This is a genomic window from Roseateles sp., assembly GCF_965229315.1.
Lineage (GTDB): Bacteria > Pseudomonadota > Gammaproteobacteria > Burkholderiales > Burkholderiaceae_C > Pelomonas.
In genome coordinates, this window is the sequence record NZ_CBDDJA010000002.1 from 1,757,965 (window position 1) to 1,781,004 (window position 23,040).

A 23,040-nucleotide genomic window follows, 5' to 3' on the forward strand; every position below is an offset into this window, starting at 1 on the left:
CTCGGTGGATAGGGTTTGAAAGCGCGCGGATTGTAGGCAAGCCGCCCGCAGCGCCATCCATCGCGCCGGCTGTCGATCCGTCGCTCGCCCCGGCGCCGGCCGCCGGCCCGTTTCTACACTCCCGCTTCATGACATTCACCGAGGAATTCGCCCAGGCGCTGCGCCACCAGCGCATGCTGATGAAGCACCGGCCCGACCGGCTGCGCGTGCGGGCGCTGATCTACCTGGTGTGGCTGGTCGGCTTCGGCTTCCTGTTCGCCATCATCAACGGCGTGCAGAGCGGCCGGCTCGGCTCGGCCAACTGGTGGCGGGGCGACCTGCCGGGCCACATGCTGGTCAGCCTGTGCGTCACGGTGTGCTTCTTCATCGGCTTCCGCGGCTTCGAGCGGCTGGCGCCGCAGCGATGGCTGGACATGATCACGGGCTGGCGCGACTGGCGCTCGGGCGCCTTCTTCTCGACGCTGTCCGTCACCTGCTCGCTCACCGGCGTCGTCATCGGCTTCGCCGCCGTCGACCGCATCTGGCAACAAGAGGGCATGCTCAGCCGGCTGCTGGCCAAGCCCGGCTTCTGGGCCCAGTTCCTGGCGATCTCCGTCATCGTCACGGTCATCATCGGCCTGCGCTACCGCGCGCGCTGGAAGCAGGAGATGCTGCAGGCCCGCGTCACCGAGGCGCAGCTCAAGCTGCTGCAGGGCCAGATCGAGCCGCACTTCCTGTTCAACACGCTGGCCAATGTGCAGAGCCTCATCGATTTCGACCCCGAGCGGGCCAAGCGGATGCTGGAGCGCTTCACCGACTACCTGCGCGCCAGCCTCGGCCAGTTGCGCGGCGAGTCGACGACGCTGGCCCAGGAGTTCGCGATGCTGGAGGCCTACCTGGCGCTGATGCAGTTGCGCATGGGCGAGCGGCTGCGCGTGCAGCTGATGCTGCCGCCGGAGCTGGCTGGCATCGAACTGCCGCCGCTGCTGGTGCAGCCGCTGGTCGAGAACGCCATCCACCACGGCCTGGAGCCCAAGATCGCCGGCGGCGAGGTCCGCGTCACCGCCTGCCGCGAAGGTGGTGCGCTGATCGTCGATGTCGAGGACGATGGCCAGGGGCTGGATGCGCCGAAGCGCCGCGCCGGCAACGGCATGGCCTTGGGCAACATCCGCGCGCGCCTGACGGCCCGCTGGGGCCCCACCGCCACGCTGGAACTGCAGCCCCGCGAAGGCGGCGGCACGCGTTCCCGCATCCGCATTCCCTCTGCTGCCTGACACCCATGACGACTGCCCTCATCGCTGACGACGAACCCCACCTGGCCCAATACCTGAAGGCCCAGCTCGCCCAGGCCTGGCCCGAGCTGCAGATCGTGAAGACCGCCGCCAACGGCGTCGAAGCCGCCGAGGCCATTGCCGAGCTCGAACCGGACCTGGCCTTCCTGGACATCCAGATGCCCGGCCTGACCGGCCTGGAGGTGGCCCAGGGCATCGAGGGCGGCACGCGCGTCGTCTTCGTGACGGCGTACGACCAGTACGCTGTCGAGGCCTTCGAGGCGCGCGCGGTGGACTACCTGCTCAAGCCGCTGAAGACCGAGCGCCTGGCCGCCTGCGTGGCCCGCCTGCGCGACGCCGCGCCCACGGTCGGTGACGACGGCGCGCTGGCCGAGACGCTGAAGCGCCTGCTGCCCACCGCCGGCGCGACGACGCAGCCGAAGTTGCGCTACATCCGCGCGGCGCAGGGCGAGCTGATGCACCAGATCGCCGTCGACGACGTGCTGTTCTTCCACGCCGACGACAAGTACACCATCGTGCAGACGGCCACCGCCGAGCACCTGATCCGCACGCCCATCTTCGAGCTGGCCAGCCAGCTGGACGGCGAGCGCTTCTGGCAGGTGCACCGATCCACCATCATCAACCTGGACCACCTCGCCGGCACGCGGCGCGACGAGCAGAGCCGGCTTTTCGTGCGCGTGAAGGGCCAGCCGCGCGAGCTGCCCGTCAGCCGCGCCTACGTGCACCTGTTCAAGGCCATGTAGCCTGCGCTGCCGGCCGACGCATCCCGCTCAGGACTGCAACGCCCTGTCGCCTGACAGCCTGAAGACGGAGACGGTCTCCACCAACTGGCGGGCCTGGCCCTTCAGGCTCTCGGCCGCTGCGGCGCTTTGCTCCACCAGCGCCGCGTTCTGCTGCGTGACCTGGTCCATCTGCATGACGGCTTGGCCCACCTGGCCGACACCGGCGCTCTGCTCACTGCTGGCGGTGCTGATCTCGCCCATGATGTCGGTCACGCGTCGGATCGAGGTCACGATCTCGCTCATGGTCACGCCGGCCTGGTCCACCAGCTGCGAGCCATGCGCCACGCGTTCCACGCTGGCGGAGATCAAGGTCTTGATCTCCTTGGCGGCCTGCGCGGACCGTTGCGCCAGGCTGCGCACCTCCGCCGCCACGACGGCGAAACCGCGGCCCTGTTCGCCGGCCCGGGCGGCTTCGACGGCGGCGTTCAAGGCCAGGATGTTGGTCTGGAAGGCGATGCCGTCGATGACGCTGATGATGTCGGTGATCTTCCTGGACGAGTCGTTGATGCCCTTCATGGTGTCCACGACCTGGCCCACCACCGTGCCGCCCTTGGCGGCCACCTCCGAGGCGCCCAGGGCCAGTTGGTTGGCCTGCCTGGCGTTGTCGGCGGTCTGGCGGACGGTGGAGCCCAGTTGCTCCATCGACGCCGCCGTTTCCTCCAGGCTGCTGGCCTGCTCCTCGGTGCGCTGGCTCAGGTCCAGGTTGCCCTGGGCGATCTCGGCGCTGGCGGTGGCGACCGACTCGGCGTTCTCTCGCACCGACTGCACCACCCGGGTTAGCGAGTCCTGCATGGCCGACATCGACTGCAGCAAGGGGCTGAACTCGTCCAGCACCGCGTCTTGCACCGCGACCGTGAAGTCGCCCCGCTGCACCCGGTCGGCCACCTGCTGCGACGCCAGCACGCGACCGCGCAGCGTGCGGGCGATGTACCAGGAGAACGCCAGCAGCGCCACCGCGACGGCGGCCACGAGCGCGCACAGGTAGACGCGGATGCTGTCGGCGGCGGCGCCGATGGCTTGCACCTTCTGGCTCAGCTCCTTGCCCTGGCCATTGCGTGCGGTGACCAGCCACGACTCCATGGCGGCATAGGCCGGGATGGTCTTGCCGATCAGCATGGCCAGCGCCGCGTCGCTCTTGCCCTCGCGGATCAGCTGGATGTTGGCCTCGGCGACCGGCCAGGTCACGGCCTGCAGCTGCAGCCAGTCGCGCTGGAATGCGTCCCGGCTTCCCGCAATCCCGCTGACTGCGGAAGTTCCGCATGGAGCGGGAACGTGCGGATTTCATGGGCGAGGTCGGCAGGCTGCAATACGAGATGGCGCTCTATAGCAAAACTTCTTGAGGCAAATTTCCTCATCCCATCAAAGGGTTAGGCCATTTTTTGGAGGAAATTTCCAGGATCCCGGCCAACCCTCATGAACGGCTGTGCCTCGACCGACGGCGCGTCCCTCTCGTTCGCGAAGCTGACCACGACATTCCCCGGCTCGCTGCGGCTCACGCCTCGCTCTTGCGTGCGCTGGCGCGGCGGCTGCGGCGGTTGCCCGTTGGCGGGGTCTTGCGCCGGCTGTGTGGGCGGCGCCGGGGCTTGGCCGGCGCGACGCGCAGCACCAGGTCCTTCTTGAGCGGCTCCACGTGCTCCGGCACCAGACCGCAATCGAACTCCTCGCCGGCGGGGTCGACCAGCAGCACGCTCTGGCCGGCCGGGGAACTGCACATCCAGACTTCACGGACCTCCTTCGACGACCATTGGCCGTTGGGCGACGCCCACGCCGGCATCATGCAGACGATCCCGAGGACAGTTTCAGGATCGAGCCCGCGCAGCACTTCGGCCAAGTCATAGTCCCAGGCGATGCAAATGGTCCGGCTCATGCTGCAGTCGAGCATCTCGGCGTCGAAGATCTCCACGGTCAAAAGGAACCACGGGGCATGCAAGGTCAGTTCGACCATGCGCCAGTGCTGGGAGCCGGGCTGCTCCAGGTCGGGCGGAAACGGGAATTCGTATTGCGGCTGGGACACGAACATTGGGTGCAGTGCCGCGAACAGCTAAGGGTTCAGCGGCCGGATTGTTGAACTCCAATCAATTGTTCGGATCACGCGGCCATATCAAAACTTTTGATATGGAATCGACTCAGCTACGGTGCGAGGCTGAGAACCATCGCGTCCATGTCCAAAGTCCTGCACAGCCGCCACAACAAGATCTTCCTGGACAAGCTTCGCAAGCTGAGAGAGTCCCGCCAGCTGCGGCAAGCCGACCTCTGCAAGATGCTCGGCCGCAGCCAGGGCTGGGTCAGCTACATCGAGTCCGGCCAAACCACCCTGCACATCATCGAGCTGCGGCAGTGGCTCGCCGCGCTGGGTGTCGAGTTCCTGGATTTCCTCAACGAGCTGGACGCCGAACTGCGTCTGCTCGAAGCCATTTGCCAGCGCGCCAAGCCGCCGCGGCGCCTGGCGCGCAACGCGCTCAGCCAACTCGTGCAGGCCGGCCTTTCCATGGACACGGTCTCGGTCGCGCCTGCCCAGGCCACCAAGCCCGCCAAACGACAGGTGCGCCGGTGACGACGCCCCACGAGAGGCGGCGCAACCTGATCTGGGGTCGGGAGGCGCTCGAAGAGCAGTCGGCCGATGCGACGCTGCCCCAGGAGTGGCGTGACAAGTCGGCCGAGCTCCTGAGCGGGTACCCGTCGCTGGCCTCGATCAGGGACAGCAGCGACCACGGCCTGGAGCCGCTCCAGATCCAGCACGCCACCGTGCTGGCGGCCATCAGGGACCTGTTCCAGCGCATGCGGGTCAGCCGGGCTATCACCGAACAGCGCAGGTACAGCCTGCTGGTGATCCTGCGGCACTTCTACTGAACGGTGCGCGCTTGCAGGCGCCGGCCAAACTCTTCGAGGGTCGATTTGCAGGCGAAGGCCCAGCGCTGCAGTTCCACCACGCCCACGCGGCGGGTGCCGGCTTCGCCGCGCGTCACGGCGCTTTCCTTGACACCCAGCCGCTCCGCCAATTCCAGCGGACTCAGTCCGGCACGAATGCGTAGCCCGACCAGCTCTTCAACGAATACAGCGTGGGCCAGCCCGGAATCGGCGGGGACAGTCATCGCGCAGGCCGGCGCCTGTCACGCCGGCCGAGGCTCAGGTCCTTGAACGATGCAATCTCATCCTTCACGCTGGCTATCAGGCGCTCCACTTCAGCCGGCGACCCCTTGTTGCAGAACGCCAGCGTCAGCAGCGTCAGAGGATGGGTGCCCATGAGCTGGGCCAACTGAACGATCTTCGAAAGCGACGGGTCGGCCCCGTTGTTTTCGAGCCGGCTGACGTAAGTGCGCCCCGAAACCTCGTAGAAGTCTTCCTGGGAGAGGTCGCGTTCCAGCCTCACGGCGCGCAGCGCCTTGCCGAAGTCGGGAGCGGAAGCCTTGGTACTCATTGCGGGCATCAATCGGCCCGCATTGGCTCATTACGCACCTTAAAGGACTACACCTTATAAGGTGCGTTCACAAGGCAGCGCCCGATCCACGAGCGACGCCTGTGGCTTGACCTGCTGCGACCCAAAAACTGCCGATCGGCATGCTGAAGCCGTACGCCTCGTACCGGCCGCAGGGCGTCAGCGGCACCGGGTTGCGCCGACGAGCCGCATGGCGCCAATACGCCGACGGGGCGATCTGCAAGACGCTGCAGATCGACTCGACCCCGAACTCCTGGCGATGCTGGTCGACGAAGGCCTTCAGGACTTGATGCGGCGGTCGAGCTCCGCCTGGGCGAAAAACGCGCTGGCCAGCTTCAGAATCTCGTTGGCCTTGCGCAGTTCACGCACCGCGCGCTCGAGCTCCTTCACGCGTTGGGCCTCGCTGGTCGTCACGCCCTCGCGAACGCCAGCATCGACCTCCGAACGCTTGACCCATTCGTTCAGCGTCTGCGGCACGCAGCCGATCTTGGGCGCGATGGACTCGATGGCTGCCCACAGCGACGGGTACCCCCCTCGGTGCTCCTGCACCATCCTCACCGCGCGCTCACGCACCTCGGGCGAGAACTTGTTCGACTTGCTCATGGCTCAATCCTCTCAGAGTGTTGAGCCTCCTCGAAACCCGGGGCGATTCAAGCCTGAATCGCGAGAGGACCTCGGCCAGCGTGCTCCCCCACACCTGGAACGCGCAGGTGCCTTTCACTAAATCGCTCTTTCTTTTGTCAGAGGACCGCCGTAGCCCTCACGACAGTTGCGCAAGGCCACGCTCAAATCAATAGGCCCCCGCAGTTGCCAGCACCCTACACAAACCCTATTAGCACAAACCCTCCTGGCAAGGTTGGCAGTGGTCGGATCGCTGCAATTTAACTACAAGACGCATCAGCAGCATCGCGCGAAGTACGCAACGCGACTATTTCGACTACTTCAAAGACAAACAATTTTAGGGACGGCAAATGCCAAAAATATCAATGCTTCCATTTCGGAATATCACTTCAAAACCGATTTTGACCCTTCTTAGGTCAGTTGCCTTTATGGGTTTGCTGTATGCCAGCAGCGCACAAGCAAGAATTCAAATATGCGGAGCTGCCGTGCCGGCAGGCAATTTTGTAGGAGACAACGGCGCCGTAGGTGTGGCTGGCACGCGCGATGTTTTTGGATTGAAGATGGATCAGGAGGCGGAAGTAGCAATTTCGGCGGACGAGAAGATCTAGGAGGGGCTTTGCAATCCCCCATTCCGCAAAGCAATAGCGGCATTATCCGGTGCGCGCCAGCAAGTCCTTCAACCGACTATCCAGTAGTAATTGCAACTGGAGAAAAATGGCTGCCGCAGCCGGACTTCGAATCTTACGGACTGAACGGCCTATCGTTCGGACGTACTTACCGCAGCATAGCGCGGTCCGGTTACAAATATATGTTTGGGCCTAACTGGCATTCATCGTATGACTACGGGAAACTGGATAAAACTTCAGGAGGTTGCACTACGGCTCCAGGCGAAACAGTATGCGTGCCGAAGACAGTAGTTATCAATGACCCCGACGGAACAAAGTATGTGTACAAGCGAAGCGGGTACACATATTATTATTTTGCGAATGGTGTGCGCTCAGACGTAGATTTCGTGTACTGGACCGCTGGAGATACCGCTGGACGTGGAAGTGCATCTCACGAAAAAACAAAATTGGTTCAGCGTCCTGTTCCAGGAGACCCTGACCCAAATACAGAATGGACCCGCGTAACCAAACGAACTACCACTGTTTATTCTCCTGGCGGATATCTGACCAGTATTGTCACCCAACCTTTGCAAGGTCCTCAGCGAACGATATTTGTGAATCGCGATGCGGCAGATGAGAGCAAGGTATTGTCGGTGACTTCTGGCGGTCAAACAATAGTTTTCACGTGGACAGGCAATCACGTAACAACCGTCCGCGAACCCGGCGGTCAGATTTGGACCTATGGATATGACGGCTCCAATCGCCTGCAGTCTGTAAAACCGCCCGGCGCATCAGCGCCGACAACTCTGTATGGTTACGATGCTAGTCTTTCAGTCGCGCTAACTAACGTTACCGTCGACGGTGTGCTTAAGGGGCAATTCCAATACTACTCAGATGGAAAAATAAAGGAAGTAAATTGGGGTTCTGGTGAAATCAGGGATCAATTTGTTTACGCCGTCGTAGATAGTTCTACCAGTACCACGACAGTCACGAACGCGGCCGGGTCCGCGACAACATATACGTTCAACCAGTCTCCAACCTTCGGCAAACAACTCGTGTCCACATCTCGCGCAAGCGGGGGAAGTTGCGAAGCTGCGGTGGCTAGCGCTCTATATGATCCCAATACGGGTTATCGCCTGTGGTCGAAAGATTGGAATGGAAATGTCACCAACTATGTGTTTGACAGCAGTGGTCGTTCGGGGACGACGGCAACTGCAGCTGGAACGGCTAATCAAGTGTCTACTACTGATACGTGGGATGCAGATGATTTAAAGCAGACCGAGTATAAGGATGCTAGTGGCGTAACCTACTTGCGCTATCAGCGTGGCTATTTCCCCGCCTCGAGCGGCAGCAAGGCATATCGCTTGCAATCGGAAACATGGACTGATTTACGCACCGGCCAAGTCAGAGGTGTCACGTATGACTATTTACTCGGCTCTACAAACACCATCACTGCTACGCGCGCCCTTCCAGGAACAACAGCGGTCAGCACTTCTGTCTACGATAGCGCGGGAAATCTAGCAAGCGCAACCAATGCACTGGGCCATGTTATTCAATTTCAAAATTACAATGGCCGTGGTCAACCCGCGATAGTCGTAGATGCCAATAATGTTGGTACAAATTACCAATATGATCCGCAAGGAAATCTTTACTCGACCACGACGGCTGGCCTTCAAACCGTTTACACATATGATAGCGACCGACGGATTACTCAGATCAATCAGCCGAGCGGCCAGATAACCAAGTACGCATATAGCGGAGCAGATCGAATGGCAGGAGTAGCCAACGGTCTAAACGAATGGATTTTATTTCCAAGAACTGTTTCCACGACGACGTCATCAAACACAGTTTCTCAGGCCTCTGATCGTTGGTTGCCGACGCAGAGCGGAAGCATTCCAAGCGGCTTTCAAAGCGGCCAGTTTAGTAAGACAACATGCCTCGACTGCCTCGGCCGAGCATCTGTGATTAAGGGCAATGCCGGACAATCCATCACTTATGTCTACGACGGCAACGGCAATCAGACGAGCGCCACCGATGCAATTGGGCGTCAGACGTTATGGTATTACGACGAACAGAATCGGATCAAACAGATGACGGCGCCTGACGGGGGGCAAACGTACTTCAGCTATGACGCCACAGGCAAACTGCACACGGTCACAGATCCGCGCGGAAACGTCACCACCTATACGCTGAATGGCTTTGGTGAGGCAACCGTCCTTACAAGCCCAGACACCGGAACGACCAATTTCACTGTTGATATAGGCGGACGAGTTCAGAGTGAAACTCGCGCCGACGGCACAACAATTAACTATGGTTGGGACAAATTGGATCGGCCGACATCTCGGTCAAGCGGCGGGGTAACTGAGACATTCGGTTACGATTCAGGAACAAATGGGAAAGGTCGACTGACCTCCATAACAGACGCTTCCGGAAACAGTAGTTTCTTGTATAACAGTTCCGGTCAACTTGCAACTCAGACAAACACCATAAGCGGTCAAACATTTACGACAACCTGGGGTTATGACGGACAAGGCCGTTTAGCCAGTATGAGCTACCCCCGCGATGGACTGGCGCTAGCCTATTCATATGGCGCAAACGGCCGACTGAGTTCGATTAGTGCTTCAATTAATGGAGGCTCAACGTTTTCTTTGGTGGATAGTATTCTTTACCAACCGGCTATTGAGCAGCCGTATGCTTGGCGCTTTGGCAATGGATCCAAGCGCCTCCTTTCTTTTGATACCGACAGCCGTCTGAACGACATTAATGGCACGATCGCTCAACACTTGTCTTACGAATGGACGGCCAATCTGAACAGTATCAAACAAATCACCGATGCGGTATATGGCGGAATGTCGGCGAGCTTCTTCTATGACGCCAACGATCGGCTTGGTAGTGCATCGCGATCCGGTGATAACGAACAAATCTATTGGGACACAGTTGGAAATCGCAAAACTATCGATCACGCGGGCGCCACTTCTACGTTCACCACCGCTACAGGCAGCAATCGATTAGCTTCTGTTTCTGGTGCAAATTGGCGTAATTTTGCGTACAACAACGTCGGCAGTGTCGCTAGCGAAAGTCGTTGGGATGGTAGTCGTACGTACTACTACGACTCGTTCGGACGAATGAACGGCGTTGACATAAATGGTGCGCGCGCAAATACATTCATGAATAATGCGCAAAATCGCCGAGCCATGAAAACGCAGAGCGACGTGTCGACTCGGTTCGTATATGACCGTAATGGTCAAATGCTAAGTGAAAGCGTAACTGGAGGTTCAGTAGCGAGCTCCACTTCCTATGTGTGGTTCGGCGGTGAACTTTTAGGTATGCTGCGAAATGGGCAATTTAACTATGTGCACAATGATCACGTCGGCCGACCAGATGTTCTGACAAATAGTGCCGGTGCAGTAGTATGGCGCGCGGAGAACTTTGCCTGGGGACATCGTAATGTAGTAATTGATACTATTGGCGGGCTCAACATTGGTCTTCCGGGCCAGTATTACGATAGTGCGACGGGCCTTTGGTACAACTGGCATCGGTATTATGATGAGCAGTTGGGGCGCTATCTGCAGTCTGACCCCATCGGGCTCGACGGCGGAATTAACACTTACGCATACGCGGGCGGAAGTCCTTTGAGCGATGTTGATTCTTCAGGTTTAGAAGTGAAAGGTGTTTTTGATCGAGCCGCAGGCACAGTGACGCTGACGGACGTTCAAACAAAACAGTCGGTGACGTTCTCAGCGTTCTCTGGAAACGGCTCATGGGCAAATGATCCAATGTCGCAATCTCTTACTGGTCGGGGGCCGTTGCCAAGCGGGGAATATCTAATTGGGAATGGTTATAGCAAGCCTGACCATCCTGGGGACAATTGGTGGTACAAGCTTTATGGCCCAGACGGATCCGGCGGCTATAGCTACGACGAAGTCGTCGCCACAGATCCAAAAACTGGGAAAGTGACAAAACGTGGCCAGTTCAATCTACATACCGGTCGTGAAAGCGATGGATGTATTACCGTGCGATCTGATGTTGCTCGAGGGCAAGAAAACTACCCGCACAGCACTGCTTTTGATGGCGCCAAGAAACTCTTGGACAAAACTCGGCCAATGATTTACAAAGGCTCAACCTACAGAGGCACCTTAATTGTTAAATAAGGCATTAATATTATTTTGTCTGTTCATTTTTCTTTTCAGCGAGACTGGCTTTGCGTCTGCTGAAAAAGTTGTAACTTTGAAACGCCTACATGATGTAAATGGCGAACTACTGAAGATTGCGGAACGACAAAAGCTACCTGACCAGCGTGACCACGCTCGCGATTATTCAGAAATAAAGCAAATACTCGCTAGCATTAACGAAGTTGAATTGCTTGAGCGTTTGGCAATTTCCAGTCGAAACAATAGATTTCCTGGTCGTGCAGAAGACAGTCAGGTGGACGATGTTATGGACGAAGCTTGGCGTTTGTGTATCAGCGAAATCGAACAAAGAGGAGGTCAAGCTGCAATCGAATCGCTTGAGAGGATTCAACGGCGAGAACACTTGGATGGGGCGGATTCGCTGCTCGTCAGACAAGGACTCAAGAAACTTAAGAGTAAGAAACACACGCGCTGAGCGGTCGAGTATGCCGTTCAGCCGTCCGTGTAAGTGAACTGCAGTTCCCACTGATTTGGCTATGGTTGCTTTGGAAGGCTTGGGCGTCGGTCAATGACTTTCCGATGCTGGAAGAGATTCACGAGAACGTTGCCGCCCTGAACTCACTCGGCGGAAAATTGGCTCCGGATGGCTAGCGACGCGGGGGCATCCGCAGAGTACGCGACCGCCCAAAAGAAACTCGCCAGGCTGGGCGATGTTGACAGCCTAAGAGAACTGGTGCGCGGCGTGACGCTGAGCTTCGGACTCGCATTCAGCGCGATGCTTGCCGCGATCTACGTGCCCGCCTTGCTGGTCCTGCGTGAGATGGTGGAATCGCGCCAACGCTCGCTTCCGGCCAACGAGCCGTCGGGCACTGAGTCCGTCGATCCCGTGACGAAGATCGGGGCCGTCGTTGCCACACTGAGCCCTTTGCTTGCTGGCCTGGTAACGAACGTACTGGCTTCGAAGTAGTGGCCGGCACGCGCAACGCATTCCGCTGCGCCCACCAATCGCTCAAAGCTCTGCCCGCCGACGCCTTCCGGGATCCGGAATGGCGGAAGATGCCCTCACGTAGCCAAGCCGCGAGGGGACTATGAAAGCGCGTCAAACAGAGCGTCTCGGCGTGGCCGCGCTCGCATCCTTCTTCGCCAAAGTGGAATGGGTGTTTCGCGAGCAGACCGTCCTGGACTACGGCATCGATGCCCACGTTGAGATCGTCGATGGCGATCGTCCAACGGGGAAACTGATTGCGCTGCAGATCAAGAGCGGACCTAGTTTCTTCAAAGAAGAGACTGACGCTGCGTTCATTTTTCGGTCGGACGACAAGCACATCGACTATTGGATCGGCCATTCGATGCCCGTCATCGTCGCGATCTACGACCCCGATAGCCGTCACGCCGGTGTACGGTGCGGTGGACGAAGACCCAGCCCAGCAAGCCTGGACGCTGCAGCTGCAGTCGGCCGACGTCTACGACCTGGACCGCGAGATGCGGCGGCGCGTGGGCCAGAAGGCCTGGGACCGTGTCCACGAACAGGGCTGGAACCTGTGCGTGGAGATGGGCTACGTGGCTCCGCTGAATGGAACGGTCCACTGACCATGGCGAATCGCAGTCAATCCGCATCGACAACCGAGTCGGTCGAACTCGACCCGGCGTCGTGGCCGGCCGCGTGGCGCGGCGACTGGGAGGTCAAGGAAGACGGCATGCAGGCGGCCCGGGCGTGGCATCGCAGCGGCCTGTGCTTCTTCTTCGAGTTCGAGCAGGTCGACGAACATGGCAGTTGGTCCTGGGTCGTCTACAACGACGACATCTCAGAGAGTCGCCTCTTCGAGTTGCAGGGGGAGATCGGCGAGGAAGCCTTCAACGCCTACTCCCTGCTGCTGGGCCGCCAGGCCAAGGTGCTCTGGCAGGAACTGGGCCATGTCGACTTCAGGCTGGGGCGTTGACCCTCAGGGCACCAGCGGCACCTGGGAGCCTTTGATCGCGGCGGCCAGGACTGCGTGAAGGTTGCCTGTGCCTGGCTCGGTCAGGCGCTCAGCCCAGACGGCGCGCATGCCGGCCAGGGCGTCATCGAAGATCGCGTAGCAGTCCATGTTGTGCTGCTGAGCCGAGCAGTAGACGACGCCGGCAAAGCCTTGGGCGTGAGCCTCGGCGGCCAGTTCTTGCGTGTGGCTGAGACGCAGCGACTGCAGCACTGGCCAACTGCTCGCATGCATGCGCAAGTCCAGCAGCACCAGGGGCTGGGTCGTCTGGACGCACAGCAATGTGCGCATCGCAGCCGCCTGCACCGAGACGGCCGTCGCCTCGCGCCGGCAGAGGGATTCGTAGACCGCTGTCTCCGGGGCTTCAGCGAAGTAGCCCACCGGGACGTCGGCGACGTCAAAGCGGCCGCTCAGCAGATGGGACGGCGGCAGCAGGATGCGCCCGACCCGCTGGGAGCCACGTCGTGCGCGGGCGCGCTGGATGCGATAGAGGACGGATGGGGCTGGGAGATCAAAGCTGGGAGCGAATTCAAGGTCGGCGAGCTTCATGCGGATCGATCAAGTGCCCTCCGCCGATGCAAGCTCGAGCACCCTTGACGTGTCGCCTTGTTCGATCGCCTGGCGAGGGGTCCTGCCGTTGAGGCCGCCGAGCGGCGTCTCCAGAAACGACAGCAGGGTCCAGCCTTCGCTGGTGCCCAAGGCCTTGGCGAGTTCGGGGATCGCGTCCCAAAGCCCGGGCTCGAACTGCCACTTCGGCAGCCGAAAGCCCCGGCGGGTCTGGGTGAGCCCAATGGCTCGACCCTTGGCGATCCAGGCGTTGATGGTCACGCGGGTAGTGCTTGCGAGCTCGGCGGCCTGCTCCGTGGTCACCATGTCGCCGGCCTGCAGCCGTTCCGTCCGGGCAGCGAGGCTGCCGGCAAGGAGGGAACGGGTCTGGGCTGCGGAGACATAGGGCGATGGGCGCTGGGGGGCACGGGTGGCGCGCGCCGAGCTTCGTGCGGAAGTGGGTGTGGTGGAGGCGGTCTTCATGGCTGATTGATCGACTGCTTCAGGGAGCGTTGCGCGCGTTGACCTTGGTCGCGCCAAAGAACCCCCGGAGTTCACGCACACGGCCGAGGGCCAGCTTGATCGATGGCCGCACGATCTCCTGAACGACGGGCGGCAGCACCGGCACCACGGGCAGCAAACGCATCAGCATCGGTTGCGCGCGCCTGAGCTGCATGTAGTCCTCATAGGCAGACGCCTTGCGGCGCGAGCCGATGATCACTCTGTCGAGAAGCGGCAGCGTGTGACACGTCTCCACGATGCCGCTGATCGCTTGGAGCGCGGCGAGCACCTGGTCTTGTGGGGCCTTCAGGACGATCATTCAATCCTCTCGTTTGGCAAGTTCGTTAAGTTCGATTATGCCAAAGCAGTCCGGCACGCGGCCTCTCAGCTGGCGGGACGGCAGGACGGCAATGCCTGGATTTCCATTCGTTGATGCAGTTTTCCCAAGTCAATGACTGCTTTTCCAGTCATTGCCGGGTAGCGTTTTCTGGGGTGAATGCGGCCTTGGCGCTAGCCTGCCGATCCTGCGCGGCCTCCATCATCAGCACATCTTCGGCGGGAGGTATTCCCGCTGACATGGCACGGCGGGCATTGGCATCATGGCCGCCCATGAACTACGTGTGCCTTACCTGTCTGACCGACGACTACCTGCGCCGCAACCTGGCGCATAGCCAAAACGCCTGCGACTTCTGCCAGGACCCGGGCCCCAGCGTCTTGCTGGACGAAGTCAGCAAAGCTTGCGAAGGTGTCCTCGCCAACCTCTTCTTTGTCGTCCATGAAACCTGGCCCAAGTCGCGCAAGCGCTGGCAGCCCAAGCTGGGCTTCTCGCTGACCGATGTCGTCCAAAAGCTGGACGCGGTGGGCCCGCAGGCCCTGCAGGCGCTCGGCGCCGCCACTCTCGAGCGTTGGGGCCAACGTGTGTCCAAGGGGCCTTACACCGACGAGAACCAGCCTTGGTTCCACATCCGCAATGACCTGCACGCACCCGTTAGCGTCGCCTGGACTGAGATGGAGCGCAGCTTGCGCGAGGAAGCTCGCTACCTGAACCCACACGCGCAGCGCGTATTGACCTCGGTGCTGGGCGGCATCCACCACGATCGCGACGAGAACGGCAAGCCCGTCGTCATCGAGGCAGGTCCCGGCTGTGAGATCCACCGGTTGGTGCGTGCCCGCGTTTTCGAGTCGCAAGAGGCCATCGCCGAGGCGCTCAGCCAGCCAGCCAAGTTTCTTGGCCCCCCGCCTCCTGGCAAGGGCAAGGCTGGCCGGATGAACGCCAAGGGCCAGCCTGCCTTCTACGGAGCCACCGACGCACGGGTGGCGCTGGCCGAAGTAAGGCCGCCCGTAGGGGCCTGGGTTGTGACGGCCGCGTTCGAGATCACCCGTAGGGTAAAGCTGCTCGACCTGCGCGGCCTGGCCGGCCTGGAGTACGCGTTCGGCAAGAGCCTGTTCGACCCGGCGACCCAGGAGGCTGCGCGCCGGCAGGCATTTCTGCGCATGCTGGCGCATCGCCTGATGCTGCCGGTCTTGCCCGAGTTCGAGGAGCGGGACTACTTCATCACCCAGGTGATCGCCGACTACTTGGCGATGCACGGCGACGAGCCCATCGACGGCATCGTCTACCCATCCGTCCAGGCGATCCAGGAGGGTGGGCCGCTGCCGCAGGGTGCACGGCCCACGACCGGCATCAACGTCGCCTTGTTCCCTAGGTCCACCAGGGTGGAGGGAGCGGACGGCGGGCCGATGTTCATCGTGGACGCCTGGGATGAGCAGGAGGGAGGCCGCTTCCTGATGCCGCTGTTGTCGCGCCTGCCGCCTGCGGAACTACCTGTGCAGGCGCCTGAACGAGCCGCCACGGCGACGACGCCCACCACGGGCGGTTGGAACGATAGGCCCTACACGTTGCGACTCGATGTCGAGGGGCTGCGGGCACACTGGATCCGTGGCGTCCAAGTCCACGACTTCACCGATGACCTGGTCATCATGCCTGCGGAATACGGCGGCTGGGAGCCCCCCTGACAAGACCGGCGCCGTAGCGGCCCGCGGCAGCACGGTGGCTCAAGTCGTCAAAGAGCAACAGCCAGTCTGAAACTACCGGGCGTAGATCTGCTCCTGCAGCCAGTCAGCAAGGATTTCTACCTGCTCAGTGGCCCGCAGCAGCTTGTCGCGGTCAACGTGCACCCAGTCGACCAGGAAGTTGTCGAGGCCGGAGGGCGCACTGTCCGGGCCGTCGGGCCGGGTGAAGAACGGTCGTGGGTACTTGGCGCGGGTCTTGGCGTCGTGCTCGACTGTGTTCGTGACGAGATTGCCGTTGTGCTGGGCGCTGTTCCGCGCAAGGACGACCTGCTCGATGACGTCGAGATCGGCCGGGCAGACCGGGGCTCCAAGTTGATCGGTGTAGTGCTCAACATAGGCCCGCACGAAACCCTTGGAGCCCATTGCCTTCTCGGCCGCCGGCGTGAGCGGCACCCACCGCTCCCACCCGTGGAGGTAGTGCTTGATGCTTTCAGACAGCATCGTGATGCACGCGCGGCCGACCAGTTCCAGCTCGACATCGGCCTGCAGCCATTCTTCGAGGTAGGCCGGCTCGCCGCTCTCGTCATAGGGCGGGTCATGAAACGGCGGCTCGACGGCCTCGATCAGGCGTCTAGTCTCGATGAAAGGCGCCGAGGCTGCGTCGTAGAAATGCCGGATCAGCGCTGTGCGCTCGCGGAGGAAGTAGGCCAGATCCATGGCAGAAGTGTGCGCCTTCGGTGCGGCGGATCGGGCTTGTCCGGATGCGCCGGCGCGGCGCGCTGCCTAGGCTGTGAGTAATAAAAACCTGAGGGAGGGACAGATGGCAGAAACGACACGCAGATTCTTCTTGCTGAGCTTGCTTGCGGCCGGGACGGTCGCAGCGGCGGACGCGCATGCCAAGGGCGGCCGATCTGGTCGACGAAGTGGCGGCAGTCGCGGCAAGCGTGGCAGCGGCGGTGGCGGATATGCCGGCAACGGTGGCGGCGACTCGGGCTGTGGTTCGCGAGGCGACCCCGGCGGACCCCGTGACGCCAACGGCAAGTGCCCTGGTTGGAAGAAGTGACTGCGGTCCCTTACACGGGCGGTTGAGGCCCTTGAGCCATCCTTTGACGATCCCGAACACGGGCGGCGGCTGATGCGTGCACTTCTGGTTGCGCTGAGCCTGGCCATCGCTGCGTCGTCGCCCGCTGACGCACTGCCCAGGTCTCCGCCGTGGCCGAGGCCATCGATCACCATGTGCTGCGCGCGCGCCTGTCCGACATCGCTTGGCTGGGGGCCAAACCCCGGAAGATCGCCGATGCACTGCGTGCCATCGACGCCTACACGGCGAGCCCGCCCGAAGGGGAAGACTGGGTCAATTCGATGCAGGGATGGGGCCGCGCCATCAGCCTGTGCCTGCAGCTGCGCAAGGGCGCCGACGATCGCCTGGACAAGATCGAGGCGGTGCTGGCGGGCATCGTCGCGACCTCCATCGGCGGCGAGGGTGGCCTGGGGCTGGCCGCGGCGCAGCTGTTGTTTGACCGGCACCTCTCTCACGACCGGAGCGCCACGCTCGCTGAACTGATCGCAGCCAGTGGCCAGGCCAAGCACGAAGCCGGCAACGACTTCTGGCGAGCGAGGTCGCACTTTGTCCTGGCCGGTGCTTGGTTCCAGCGCCGGGGCGATCTGGAACGCGCCGCTGACATGACGCTCAGCATCGCGGTTAGCTTCGAGGCGGAGGCAGAACACCGCATCGCCTTGGACGCGATGCAAGGACATCTGGTTGCGGCTTCGTTCTACGAGGACGCGATCCAAGCCTTGCGCAAGATCCCGAAGGCGCAGCGTCCGAACCGCGACATCGAAGCCCACCTTAAGCGGCTCCTGCACCTCGTCACCGAGTCAGGTGAAAAGGCGGTCAACGCCTTGCCGCTCATCGAGAGCGGAAGGACTGACATCACCGAGTTCGTGCGTGGGTCAGAGGAGGCTGTCACCGGCAAGCCGCTGTTGGAAGCGCTGCTCGTGTTGACGCACCTGCACTCGGGGGCCAGCGCTGCGAGCATGCGGAAGAACGCCGAGAAAACCCTTCGCGAGTTCCCGATCACAACGATGTTCGGTTCCACGCACATGAGCCTCGATGGCCGGACCATCGCCAAGACGCAAGGCGGGTCGCTCGACGGGGCCGAGGACGAGAACGAGGACAAGCTCTGGGAAATCATGATGCGCCACTACGGCATGGACATCGAGCTGGTCTGCAAGGCCCAGATCCTGCCTGCGCTGCACGTCATCGTGAGAGAGCACTGGGTGCGCAAGGCCGACCTGGCACATCTCATGTCCATGTCGCCGGTCGTGCCGCCCGATCGCTCCGAGCAGTTCGCCAAGGGCCTGTGGGAGGCGTTCGAGTACGACTTCGCGACCGCGACCTACTTGTTGGCGCCCCAGATCGAGCACCTGGTGCGCTGGCATCTGAAGCAGGCCAGCGTCAAGACGACCAACCTCGACAAGGAAGGCATTGAGAACGAGGTCGGGCTGAGCACGCTAGTCGAGTTGCCCGAGACCAAGGCGATTTTTGGCGAGGACCTGGCCTTCGAACTCAAGGCCTTGTTCTGCAACGCACTGGGGCCCAACCTGCGTAACGGCGTTGCGCATGGCCTGCTGGATGCCAACCACTGCCACTCGCCCGGCGCGATCTACGCCTGGTGGTGGGTCCTACGGCTGACCATCAGGAGTTTCTGGCAGGCCAGGCGCGCCGCGACTCAGGCGCCGCCGCCCAACCCGTCGGAGGCCTAGGCGCCTGGTTCGCGCAACGGCGGGCGGGCACGCGCGCGCAGGCCCAGCAAGCCCAAGCCGGCCAGCAGAGTCGCCAGCGCGGACGGGGCTCGGGCACGGCGGCAGTCGTCAACCAGACATGCCCGTAGCCAAGGTCGGCGAATTGCAGGAAGACACCGTCGTAGTAGTACTGGCCGCCCTGCAGCGCGGTCACCTCATAGCTGGTGTGGTACTGGGTGAAGGAGATGGCGCTGCCGGCGGCCAGGTAGCTGCCGATGAAAAGTGGGCCGATGTGGGCGGCGCCATCAGTCTGTGTGCCACGCGAGAAACCCATTACATGCTCGCCGGCGGCATTGAACAGGTCGAGCGTGGCGTTCACGATGGTGAAGTTGCTGCCGTTGGGCGGCGACAGCTCGTAGTCGGGATAGAGCCAGCCCGAAAAAAACTGCTGCCCACCGATGGACTCCATCGTCAGCACCTGGCCAGGCGCGAACCTCACCGTCATGTCACCCGGCCCGCCGATGCGGCCGGTTATGAGGCCTTCTATGGCTGCCCGGTTCGCTTCGGCAGCCTGAGGAATGCGCTGCACACGCAGCCGGCCTGGTGCGCCTTTGCCTTGCCCTGGGCCAACGGCGCGGCCACCCGGCTGTCGACGCAACTGCTGCGGCGAGAGGTCGAGCGGCTGGACGCCGGGCCTGCCATCGGCTTCAGCGTGGCGCGGTCCATCCGACGGCGGTTGCCCGACGTGGCGCTGCTGGGCCAATTGGCGGCTTCACTCAATCTGAGCGAACGCACGCTGCGCCGCCAACTCGCCCAGGCCGGTTTGAGCTATCGCCAACTGCTCGACGAGGGTCGAAAGGCGAGGGCCTTCGAACTGATGGCCGCCGGCCAACGCAGCCTGGGCGAGATCGCCGCTGCCGCGGGTTTCTCTGATGCCCGGGCGTTCACGCGAGCCTTCAGGCGCTGGACCGGCCATGCCCCGACGGGGGAGCGCGGACTTGCCGCCTCGGCCGTCCATCCCTGGGTACCCGGCCTGGATTGAGCGCCAGGAGGCACCGCGAGCCGCGCCGCCCATCGCAGGGGCATGTCCGAAAACTGCCAGGATCTGGCGATGCCGGCCCCTAGACTGGCCGCATGCCCTCCGCCGCCCTGCCACCCGACGCCGCGTACGCCGCGCTTGCCGCCCGTGATGCGCGCTTCGACGGGCGGCTGTTCGTCGGCGTCACGTCCACCGGCATCTACTGCCGGCCGGTGTGCCGCGTGCGCCTGCCCAAGCGCGAAAACTGCCTTTTCTTCTCGACGGCCGCCCAGGCCGAGGCGGCTGCCTTCCGGCCCTGCATGAAATGCCGGCCCGAACTGGCGCCGCGTGCGCTGGCCTGGACGACCATGGACGCGTCGCGCACGCTTGCAACCCAGGCCGCCGCCTGGCTGGACGCCTGTGACGACGCCGAGGCCAGCGTCGAGCAACTGGCCGCCCACCTGGGCATCACGAGCCGGCACCTGCGCCGCATCTTCCAGGCCGAGCATGGCGTGTCGCCGCTGCAATATCTGCAGACCCGGCGCCTGCTGCTGGCCAAGTCGCTGCTGACCGACAGCGCCCTGCCGGTGCAGGAGATCGCTTTTGCGGCGGGCTTCGCCAGCCTGCGCCGCTTCAACGCGGCGTTTGTGGAGCACTACCGCATGCAGCCGACGGCCTTGCGGCGAGAAGGGGGCAGCGGCCAAGCGCCGTCGCGGTTGCGGCTGGCCTATCGCGCGCCCTACGACGTGGCGGGCGTGCTGGCGTTCCTGGCGCCGCGGGCCGTGGCCGGCGTGGAGACGGTGGGGGAGGGCGTCATCACGCGCAGCCTGGCGCTGACGCATGCCGGTGTGCGCCGCGCCGGGTGGGTGCGGGTCGGTTTCGAGCGCGCCGGTGAGGTGAGCGTCGAGCTGGCGCCGTCGCTGTGGCCGGCGGTCGGCGTGCTGCTGCCGCTGCTGCGCGGGTGGCTGGACCTGGATGCCGACCCCGAGGTCATCGCCACGGCGCTTGGGCCGCACGCCGTGCCCGGGCAGCGCCTGCCCGGCTGCGTCGACCGCTTCGAGCTGGCCGTGCGGGCGGTGCTCGGCCAGCAGGTGACGGTGGCCGCCGCGCGCACGCTGGCGGGCCGCTTCGTCGAGCGTTTCGCAGAGGTGCTGGCGGACGCGCCCGAGGGCTGCGGCCGCCTGTTCCCGACACCCGAGCGCATCGCCCGTGCCACCCGCGACGACATCGCCTCGCTGGGCATCATCGCCCGCCGCGCGGACAGCCTCATCGCGCTGGCCCAGGCCTGGCCCACGCTCGCGTTCGCGCGCCGCGACGGCTCGCCCGAGGCTGCCCTTGACGAACTGCAACGCATCCCCGGCATCGGCCCCTGGACCGCCAGCTACATGCTGATGCGCGGCTGGAGCTGGCCCGACGCCTTTCCGCCCGGCGACGTCGTCCTGCGCCGCGCGCTCGGTGGCGCTGCGCCGCCGCTGAGCCCCAAGGCCTATCTCGAAGCCGCCGAGCGCTACCGGCCCTTCCGCAGCTACGCCGTCCTGCACCTCTGGAGACACGCATGAACCACCACATCCTGCAGCGCCGCATCGCCACGCCGCTGGGCCCGCTGACCGCCACCCGCAGTGCCCTGGGCCTGTCGGGCCTGTGGTTCGACGGCCAGAAGCACCATCCCGGTCCGCTCGCGCTGCCCGAGGACGATGGCAGCGATGCGGTGCTCGGCGCGGCCGAGACCGCGCTGGCGGACTATTTCGCCGGCCGGCCGTTCACGCGGCCGCCGCTGGACCCGGCCGGCACCGAGTTCCAGCGCCAGGTCTGGCAGGCGCTGCTGGCCATCACGCCCGGCGAGGCCACCAGCTATGGCGCGCTGGCCCGGCGCCTGGGCCGCGAGCGCGCGGTGCGCGCCCTGGGCGCGGCGGTGGGCCGCAACCCGATCTCGGTGCTCATTCCCTGCCACCGCGTGCTGGGCGCCGACGGCAGCCTCACCGGCTATGCCGGCGGGCTGGCGCGCAAGCGCGCCTTGCTGGCCCTGGAGGGGGCGCTGGCATGAAGGCCTTCGACCTGACGGAGCTGATCCTGCTGGCCGCGGTCTGGGGCGCGTCCTTCCTGTTCATGCGACTGGGTGCCGGCGAGTTCGGGCCGCTCGTGCTGGCCGCCGTGCGCGTCGGCCTGGCCAGCGTGCTGCTGATCCCGCTTCTGGCGTCGCAGGGCGGCCTCGGCGAGCTGCGCCGTCACTGGCGCGGCCTGCTGCTGGTGGGCGCGCTGAACAGCGCCATCCCCTTCGTGCTGTTCAGCTTCGCGGCGCTGTCCATCACGGCCGGCCTGTCCAGCATCGTCAACGCGACGACGCCGCTGTGGACGGCCATCGTCGCGTTCGTCTGGCTGCGCCAGGGTCTCACGCCGCTGCGCGTGGCCGGCCTCGTCATCGGCTTCGCCGGCGTGGCCTTCCTGGCCTGGGACAAGGCCAGCTTCAAGCCGGGGGCCGACCATGCGGGCTTCTGGGCCGTGGTGGCGTGCGCGGCGGCCACGCTCTGCTACGGCGTGGCGGCCAATGCGACCAAGCGCTTCCTCGCGGGGGTGTCGCCGCTGGTGGTGGCGACGGGCAGCCAGTTCGCCGCGGCGTTGCTGCTGGCGGCGCCGGCCGTGTGGCTGTGGCCCGCCACCATGCCGGGTGCCGTCGCGTGGGGCAGCGCGCTGGCGCTGGCCGCGCTGTGCACGGCGCTGGCCTACGTCCTGTACTTCCGGCTGATGAGCCGCGTGGGGCCGACGAACGCGGTGTCCGTGACCTTCCTGATCCCGCTGTTCGCCATGCTGTGGGGCGCGCTGTTCCTGCAGGAGGCCATCACGGCGCAGATGGTGGCGGGCGGCGCCGTCGTGCTGGTGGGCATCGCGCTGGCGCTGGGGCTGGTCGGCCGGCGCGGCTGAGGCCGTGCTTGGGACCGTGGGGCAGGCCGGCGTGGCCGGCTCGCGCCCTCAGGAGATGCCGGTGGCGGTGAAGGTGGCCGTGGCGGCCTTGCCGTCGAGCGATTGCGTCAGCGTGCAGGCCACGGTGTTGTTCGCCGTGATGGCGGCCTGCGTGATCGCATAGCCGGCCGGCAGCGCGGTGCCGGCATGCAGCTTCATCGTCTTGGCCACGTCGGCGCAGTCGGAGACGGCCACGCCCTGGGCTTCGTTCTCCTTGCGCAAGGCGTAGTTGATGGCGGAGCCGGAGCTCAGCGAACTGGCGATTTCCTTGAGCGCGGAGCCCCGGGACTCGGCATCGGCCCGGACGACCTTGGGCAGCACGACCGTGGCCAGCACGCCGATGACGACGACGACCATCGCCAGTTCGACCAGGGTGATGCCGATTTGCCGCGACTTGTTCATGGGTGCCTTCCCGCGCAGGGCGCTGTGATTCCGGGG

Annotated in this window: 24 protein-coding genes, 3 pseudogenes and 1 other annotated feature; of the genes and pseudogenes, 17 read left to right on the forward strand and 10 right to left on the reverse strand. The window is 63.5% G+C overall.

Annotation, left to right across the window (positions count from 1 at the left end):
• The first annotated feature begins 128 nt into the window (after positions 1-128).
• Positions 129-1,253, forward strand: coding sequence for a sensor histidine kinase (locus tag ACO07H_RS12870; protein WP_422014699.1), 1,125 nt, complete (start codon positions 129-131; stop codon positions 1,251-1,253).
• 5 nt (positions 1,254-1,258) lie between these two features.
• Complete coding sequence (locus tag ACO07H_RS12875; protein ID WP_422014701.1) at positions 1,259-2,014, forward strand: LytR/AlgR family response regulator transcription factor; 756 nt, start codon at positions 1,259-1,261, stop codon at positions 2,012-2,014.
• A gap of 27 nt (positions 2,015-2,041) precedes the next feature.
• Here ACO07H_RS12875 and ACO07H_RS12880 read toward each other — a convergent pair.
• Positions 2,042-3,277, reverse strand: a pseudogene (locus tag ACO07H_RS12880) (methyl-accepting chemotaxis protein); the annotation flags it as partial.
• Positions 3,278-3,545: 268 nt separating this feature from the next.
• Entirely contained in the window at positions 3,546-4,073 is a 528-nt protein-coding gene (locus ACO07H_RS12885; RefSeq protein ID WP_422014703.1) for a hypothetical protein, read from the reverse strand.
• Between the two features lie 141 nt (positions 4,074-4,214).
• On the opposite strand from ACO07H_RS12885, the gene ACO07H_RS12890 reads away from it, so the two are divergent.
• Complete coding sequence (locus ACO07H_RS12890; RefSeq protein WP_422014705.1) at positions 4,215-4,607, forward strand: helix-turn-helix domain-containing protein; 393 nt, start codon at positions 4,215-4,217, stop codon at positions 4,605-4,607.
• Positions 4,604-4,903 (forward strand): BPSL0761 family protein, encoded by a 300-nt coding sequence (locus ACO07H_RS12895; protein WP_422014707.1) that lies wholly within the window; start codon positions 4,604-4,606, stop codon positions 4,901-4,903. Before ACO07H_RS12890 ends, ACO07H_RS12895 begins: the two co-directional genes overlap by 4 nt.
• On the opposite strand, the gene ACO07H_RS12900 is transcribed toward ACO07H_RS12895, so the two are convergent.
• The 3 genes and pseudogenes from ACO07H_RS12900 to ACO07H_RS12910 all read right to left on the reverse strand — a co-directional run.
• On the reverse strand, positions 4,897-5,145 hold the full coding sequence (locus ACO07H_RS12900) for a helix-turn-helix domain-containing protein (RefSeq protein ID WP_422014709.1): 249 nt from the start codon (positions 5,143-5,145) through the stop codon (positions 4,897-4,899). The two genes, ACO07H_RS12895 and ACO07H_RS12900, sit on opposite strands and share 7 nt — an antisense overlap.
• Entirely contained in the window at positions 5,142-5,471 is a 330-nt protein-coding gene (locus ACO07H_RS12905; protein WP_422014711.1) for a helix-turn-helix domain-containing protein, read from the reverse strand. The genes ACO07H_RS12900 and ACO07H_RS12905 overlap by 4 nt, the downstream gene beginning before the upstream one ends.
• A 187-nt stretch (positions 5,472-5,658) precedes the next feature.
• Positions 5,659-6,092 (reverse strand): annotated as a pseudogene (locus ACO07H_RS12910) (transposase); the annotation flags it as partial.
• Positions 5,698-5,814 (reverse strand) — a sequence feature (AL1L pseudoknot). Its footprint overlaps the pseudogene before it by 117 nt.
• Before the next feature lie 368 nt (positions 6,093-6,460).
• Between ACO07H_RS12910 and ACO07H_RS12915 the strand changes: the two are divergent.
• From ACO07H_RS12915 to ACO07H_RS12945, 7 genes and pseudogenes are all read left to right on the forward strand, one after another.
• Positions 6,461-6,718, forward strand: coding sequence for a hypothetical protein (locus ACO07H_RS12915; RefSeq protein WP_422014713.1), 258 nt, complete (start codon positions 6,461-6,463; stop codon positions 6,716-6,718).
• A gap of 8 nt (positions 6,719-6,726) precedes the next feature.
• A complete protein-coding gene (locus ACO07H_RS12920) occupies positions 6,727-10,866 on the forward strand; it encodes an RHS repeat-associated core domain-containing protein (protein WP_422014715.1) in 4,140 nt (1,379 codons plus the stop codon).
• On the forward strand, positions 10,856-11,320 hold the full coding sequence (locus ACO07H_RS12925; protein WP_422014717.1) for a hypothetical protein: 465 nt from the start codon (positions 10,856-10,858) through the stop codon (positions 11,318-11,320). Before ACO07H_RS12920 ends, ACO07H_RS12925 begins: the two co-directional genes overlap by 11 nt.
• Before the next feature lie 168 nt (positions 11,321-11,488).
• Positions 11,489-11,812 carry a hypothetical protein gene (locus ACO07H_RS12930; RefSeq protein ID WP_422014719.1) on the forward strand — a complete coding sequence of 108 codons (324 nt, stop codon included), beginning with the start codon at positions 11,489-11,491 and terminating at the stop codon, positions 11,810-11,812.
• Between the two features lie 121 nt (positions 11,813-11,933).
• Positions 11,934-12,224: pseudogene (locus ACO07H_RS12935) on the forward strand (DUF4365 domain-containing protein); the annotation flags it as partial.
• Between the two features lie 28 nt (positions 12,225-12,252).
• Complete coding sequence (locus ACO07H_RS12940) at positions 12,253-12,435, forward strand: hypothetical protein (protein WP_422018681.1); 183 nt, start codon at positions 12,253-12,255, stop codon at positions 12,433-12,435.
• Positions 12,436-12,437: 2 nt separating this feature from the next.
• Positions 12,438-12,785: a hypothetical protein gene (locus ACO07H_RS12945; RefSeq protein WP_422018682.1), complete on the forward strand. Its 348-nt coding sequence runs from the start codon at positions 12,438-12,440 to the stop codon at positions 12,783-12,785.
• A 3-nt stretch (positions 12,786-12,788) separates the two neighbouring features.
• Here the strand turns inward: ACO07H_RS12945 and ACO07H_RS12950 are convergent, their stop codons facing one another.
• The 3 genes from ACO07H_RS12950 to ACO07H_RS12960 are packed head-to-tail and all read right to left on the reverse strand — an operon-like array spanning position 12,789 to position 14,187.
• Entirely contained in the window at positions 12,789-13,370 is a 582-nt protein-coding gene (locus tag ACO07H_RS12950; RefSeq protein ID WP_422014721.1) for an RES family NAD+ phosphorylase, read from the reverse strand.
• 9 nt (positions 13,371-13,379) lie between these two features.
• Entirely contained in the window at positions 13,380-13,850 is a 471-nt protein-coding gene (locus ACO07H_RS12955) for a hypothetical protein (protein ID WP_422014723.1), read from the reverse strand.
• A gap of 19 nt (positions 13,851-13,869) precedes the next feature.
• Positions 13,870-14,187, reverse strand: coding sequence for a hypothetical protein (locus tag ACO07H_RS12960; RefSeq protein WP_422014725.1), 318 nt, complete (start codon positions 14,185-14,187; stop codon positions 13,870-13,872).
• Positions 14,188-14,477: 290 nt separating this feature from the next.
• Here ACO07H_RS12960 and ACO07H_RS12965 point away from each other — a divergent pair, with 290 nt between their 5' ends.
• On the forward strand, positions 14,478-15,884 hold the full coding sequence (locus ACO07H_RS12965) for an RES family NAD+ phosphorylase (protein WP_422014727.1): 1,407 nt from the start codon (positions 14,478-14,480) through the stop codon (positions 15,882-15,884).
• Between the two features lie 72 nt (positions 15,885-15,956).
• Here the strand turns inward: ACO07H_RS12965 and ACO07H_RS12970 are convergent, their stop codons facing one another.
• A complete protein-coding gene (locus ACO07H_RS12970) occupies positions 15,957-16,598 on the reverse strand; it encodes a hypothetical protein (protein ID WP_422014729.1) in 642 nt (213 codons plus the stop codon).
• 495 nt (positions 16,599-17,093) lie between these two features.
• Here ACO07H_RS12970 and ACO07H_RS12975 point away from each other — a divergent pair, with 495 nt between their 5' ends.
• From ACO07H_RS12975 to ACO07H_RS12995, 5 genes are all read left to right on the forward strand, one after another.
• Positions 17,094-18,647 (forward strand): DUF4209 domain-containing protein, encoded by a 1,554-nt coding sequence (locus tag ACO07H_RS12975; RefSeq protein ID WP_422014731.1) that lies wholly within the window; start codon positions 17,094-17,096, stop codon positions 18,645-18,647.
• Positions 18,648-18,765: 118 nt separating this feature from the next.
• Positions 18,766-19,668, forward strand: coding sequence for a helix-turn-helix domain-containing protein (locus ACO07H_RS12980; RefSeq protein ID WP_422014733.1), 903 nt, complete (start codon positions 18,766-18,768; stop codon positions 19,666-19,668).
• A gap of 92 nt (positions 19,669-19,760) precedes the next feature.
• Entirely contained in the window at positions 19,761-21,203 is a 1,443-nt protein-coding gene (locus ACO07H_RS12985; RefSeq protein WP_422014735.1) for an Ada metal-binding domain-containing protein, read from the forward strand.
• A complete protein-coding gene (locus ACO07H_RS12990; protein WP_422014737.1) occupies positions 21,200-21,688 on the forward strand; it encodes a methylated-DNA--[protein]-cysteine S-methyltransferase in 489 nt (162 codons plus the stop codon). The genes ACO07H_RS12985 and ACO07H_RS12990 overlap by 4 nt, the downstream gene beginning before the upstream one ends.
• A complete protein-coding gene (locus tag ACO07H_RS12995) occupies positions 21,685-22,563 on the forward strand; it encodes a DMT family transporter (protein WP_422014739.1) in 879 nt (292 codons plus the stop codon). Before ACO07H_RS12990 ends, ACO07H_RS12995 begins: the two co-directional genes overlap by 4 nt.
• 48 nt (positions 22,564-22,611) lie before the next feature.
• Here ACO07H_RS12995 and ACO07H_RS13000 read toward each other — a convergent pair whose 3' ends face one another.
• Entirely contained in the window at positions 22,612-23,004 is a 393-nt protein-coding gene (locus ACO07H_RS13000; protein WP_422014741.1) for a type II secretion system protein, read from the reverse strand.
• Positions 23,005-23,040: the final 36 nt, after the last annotated feature.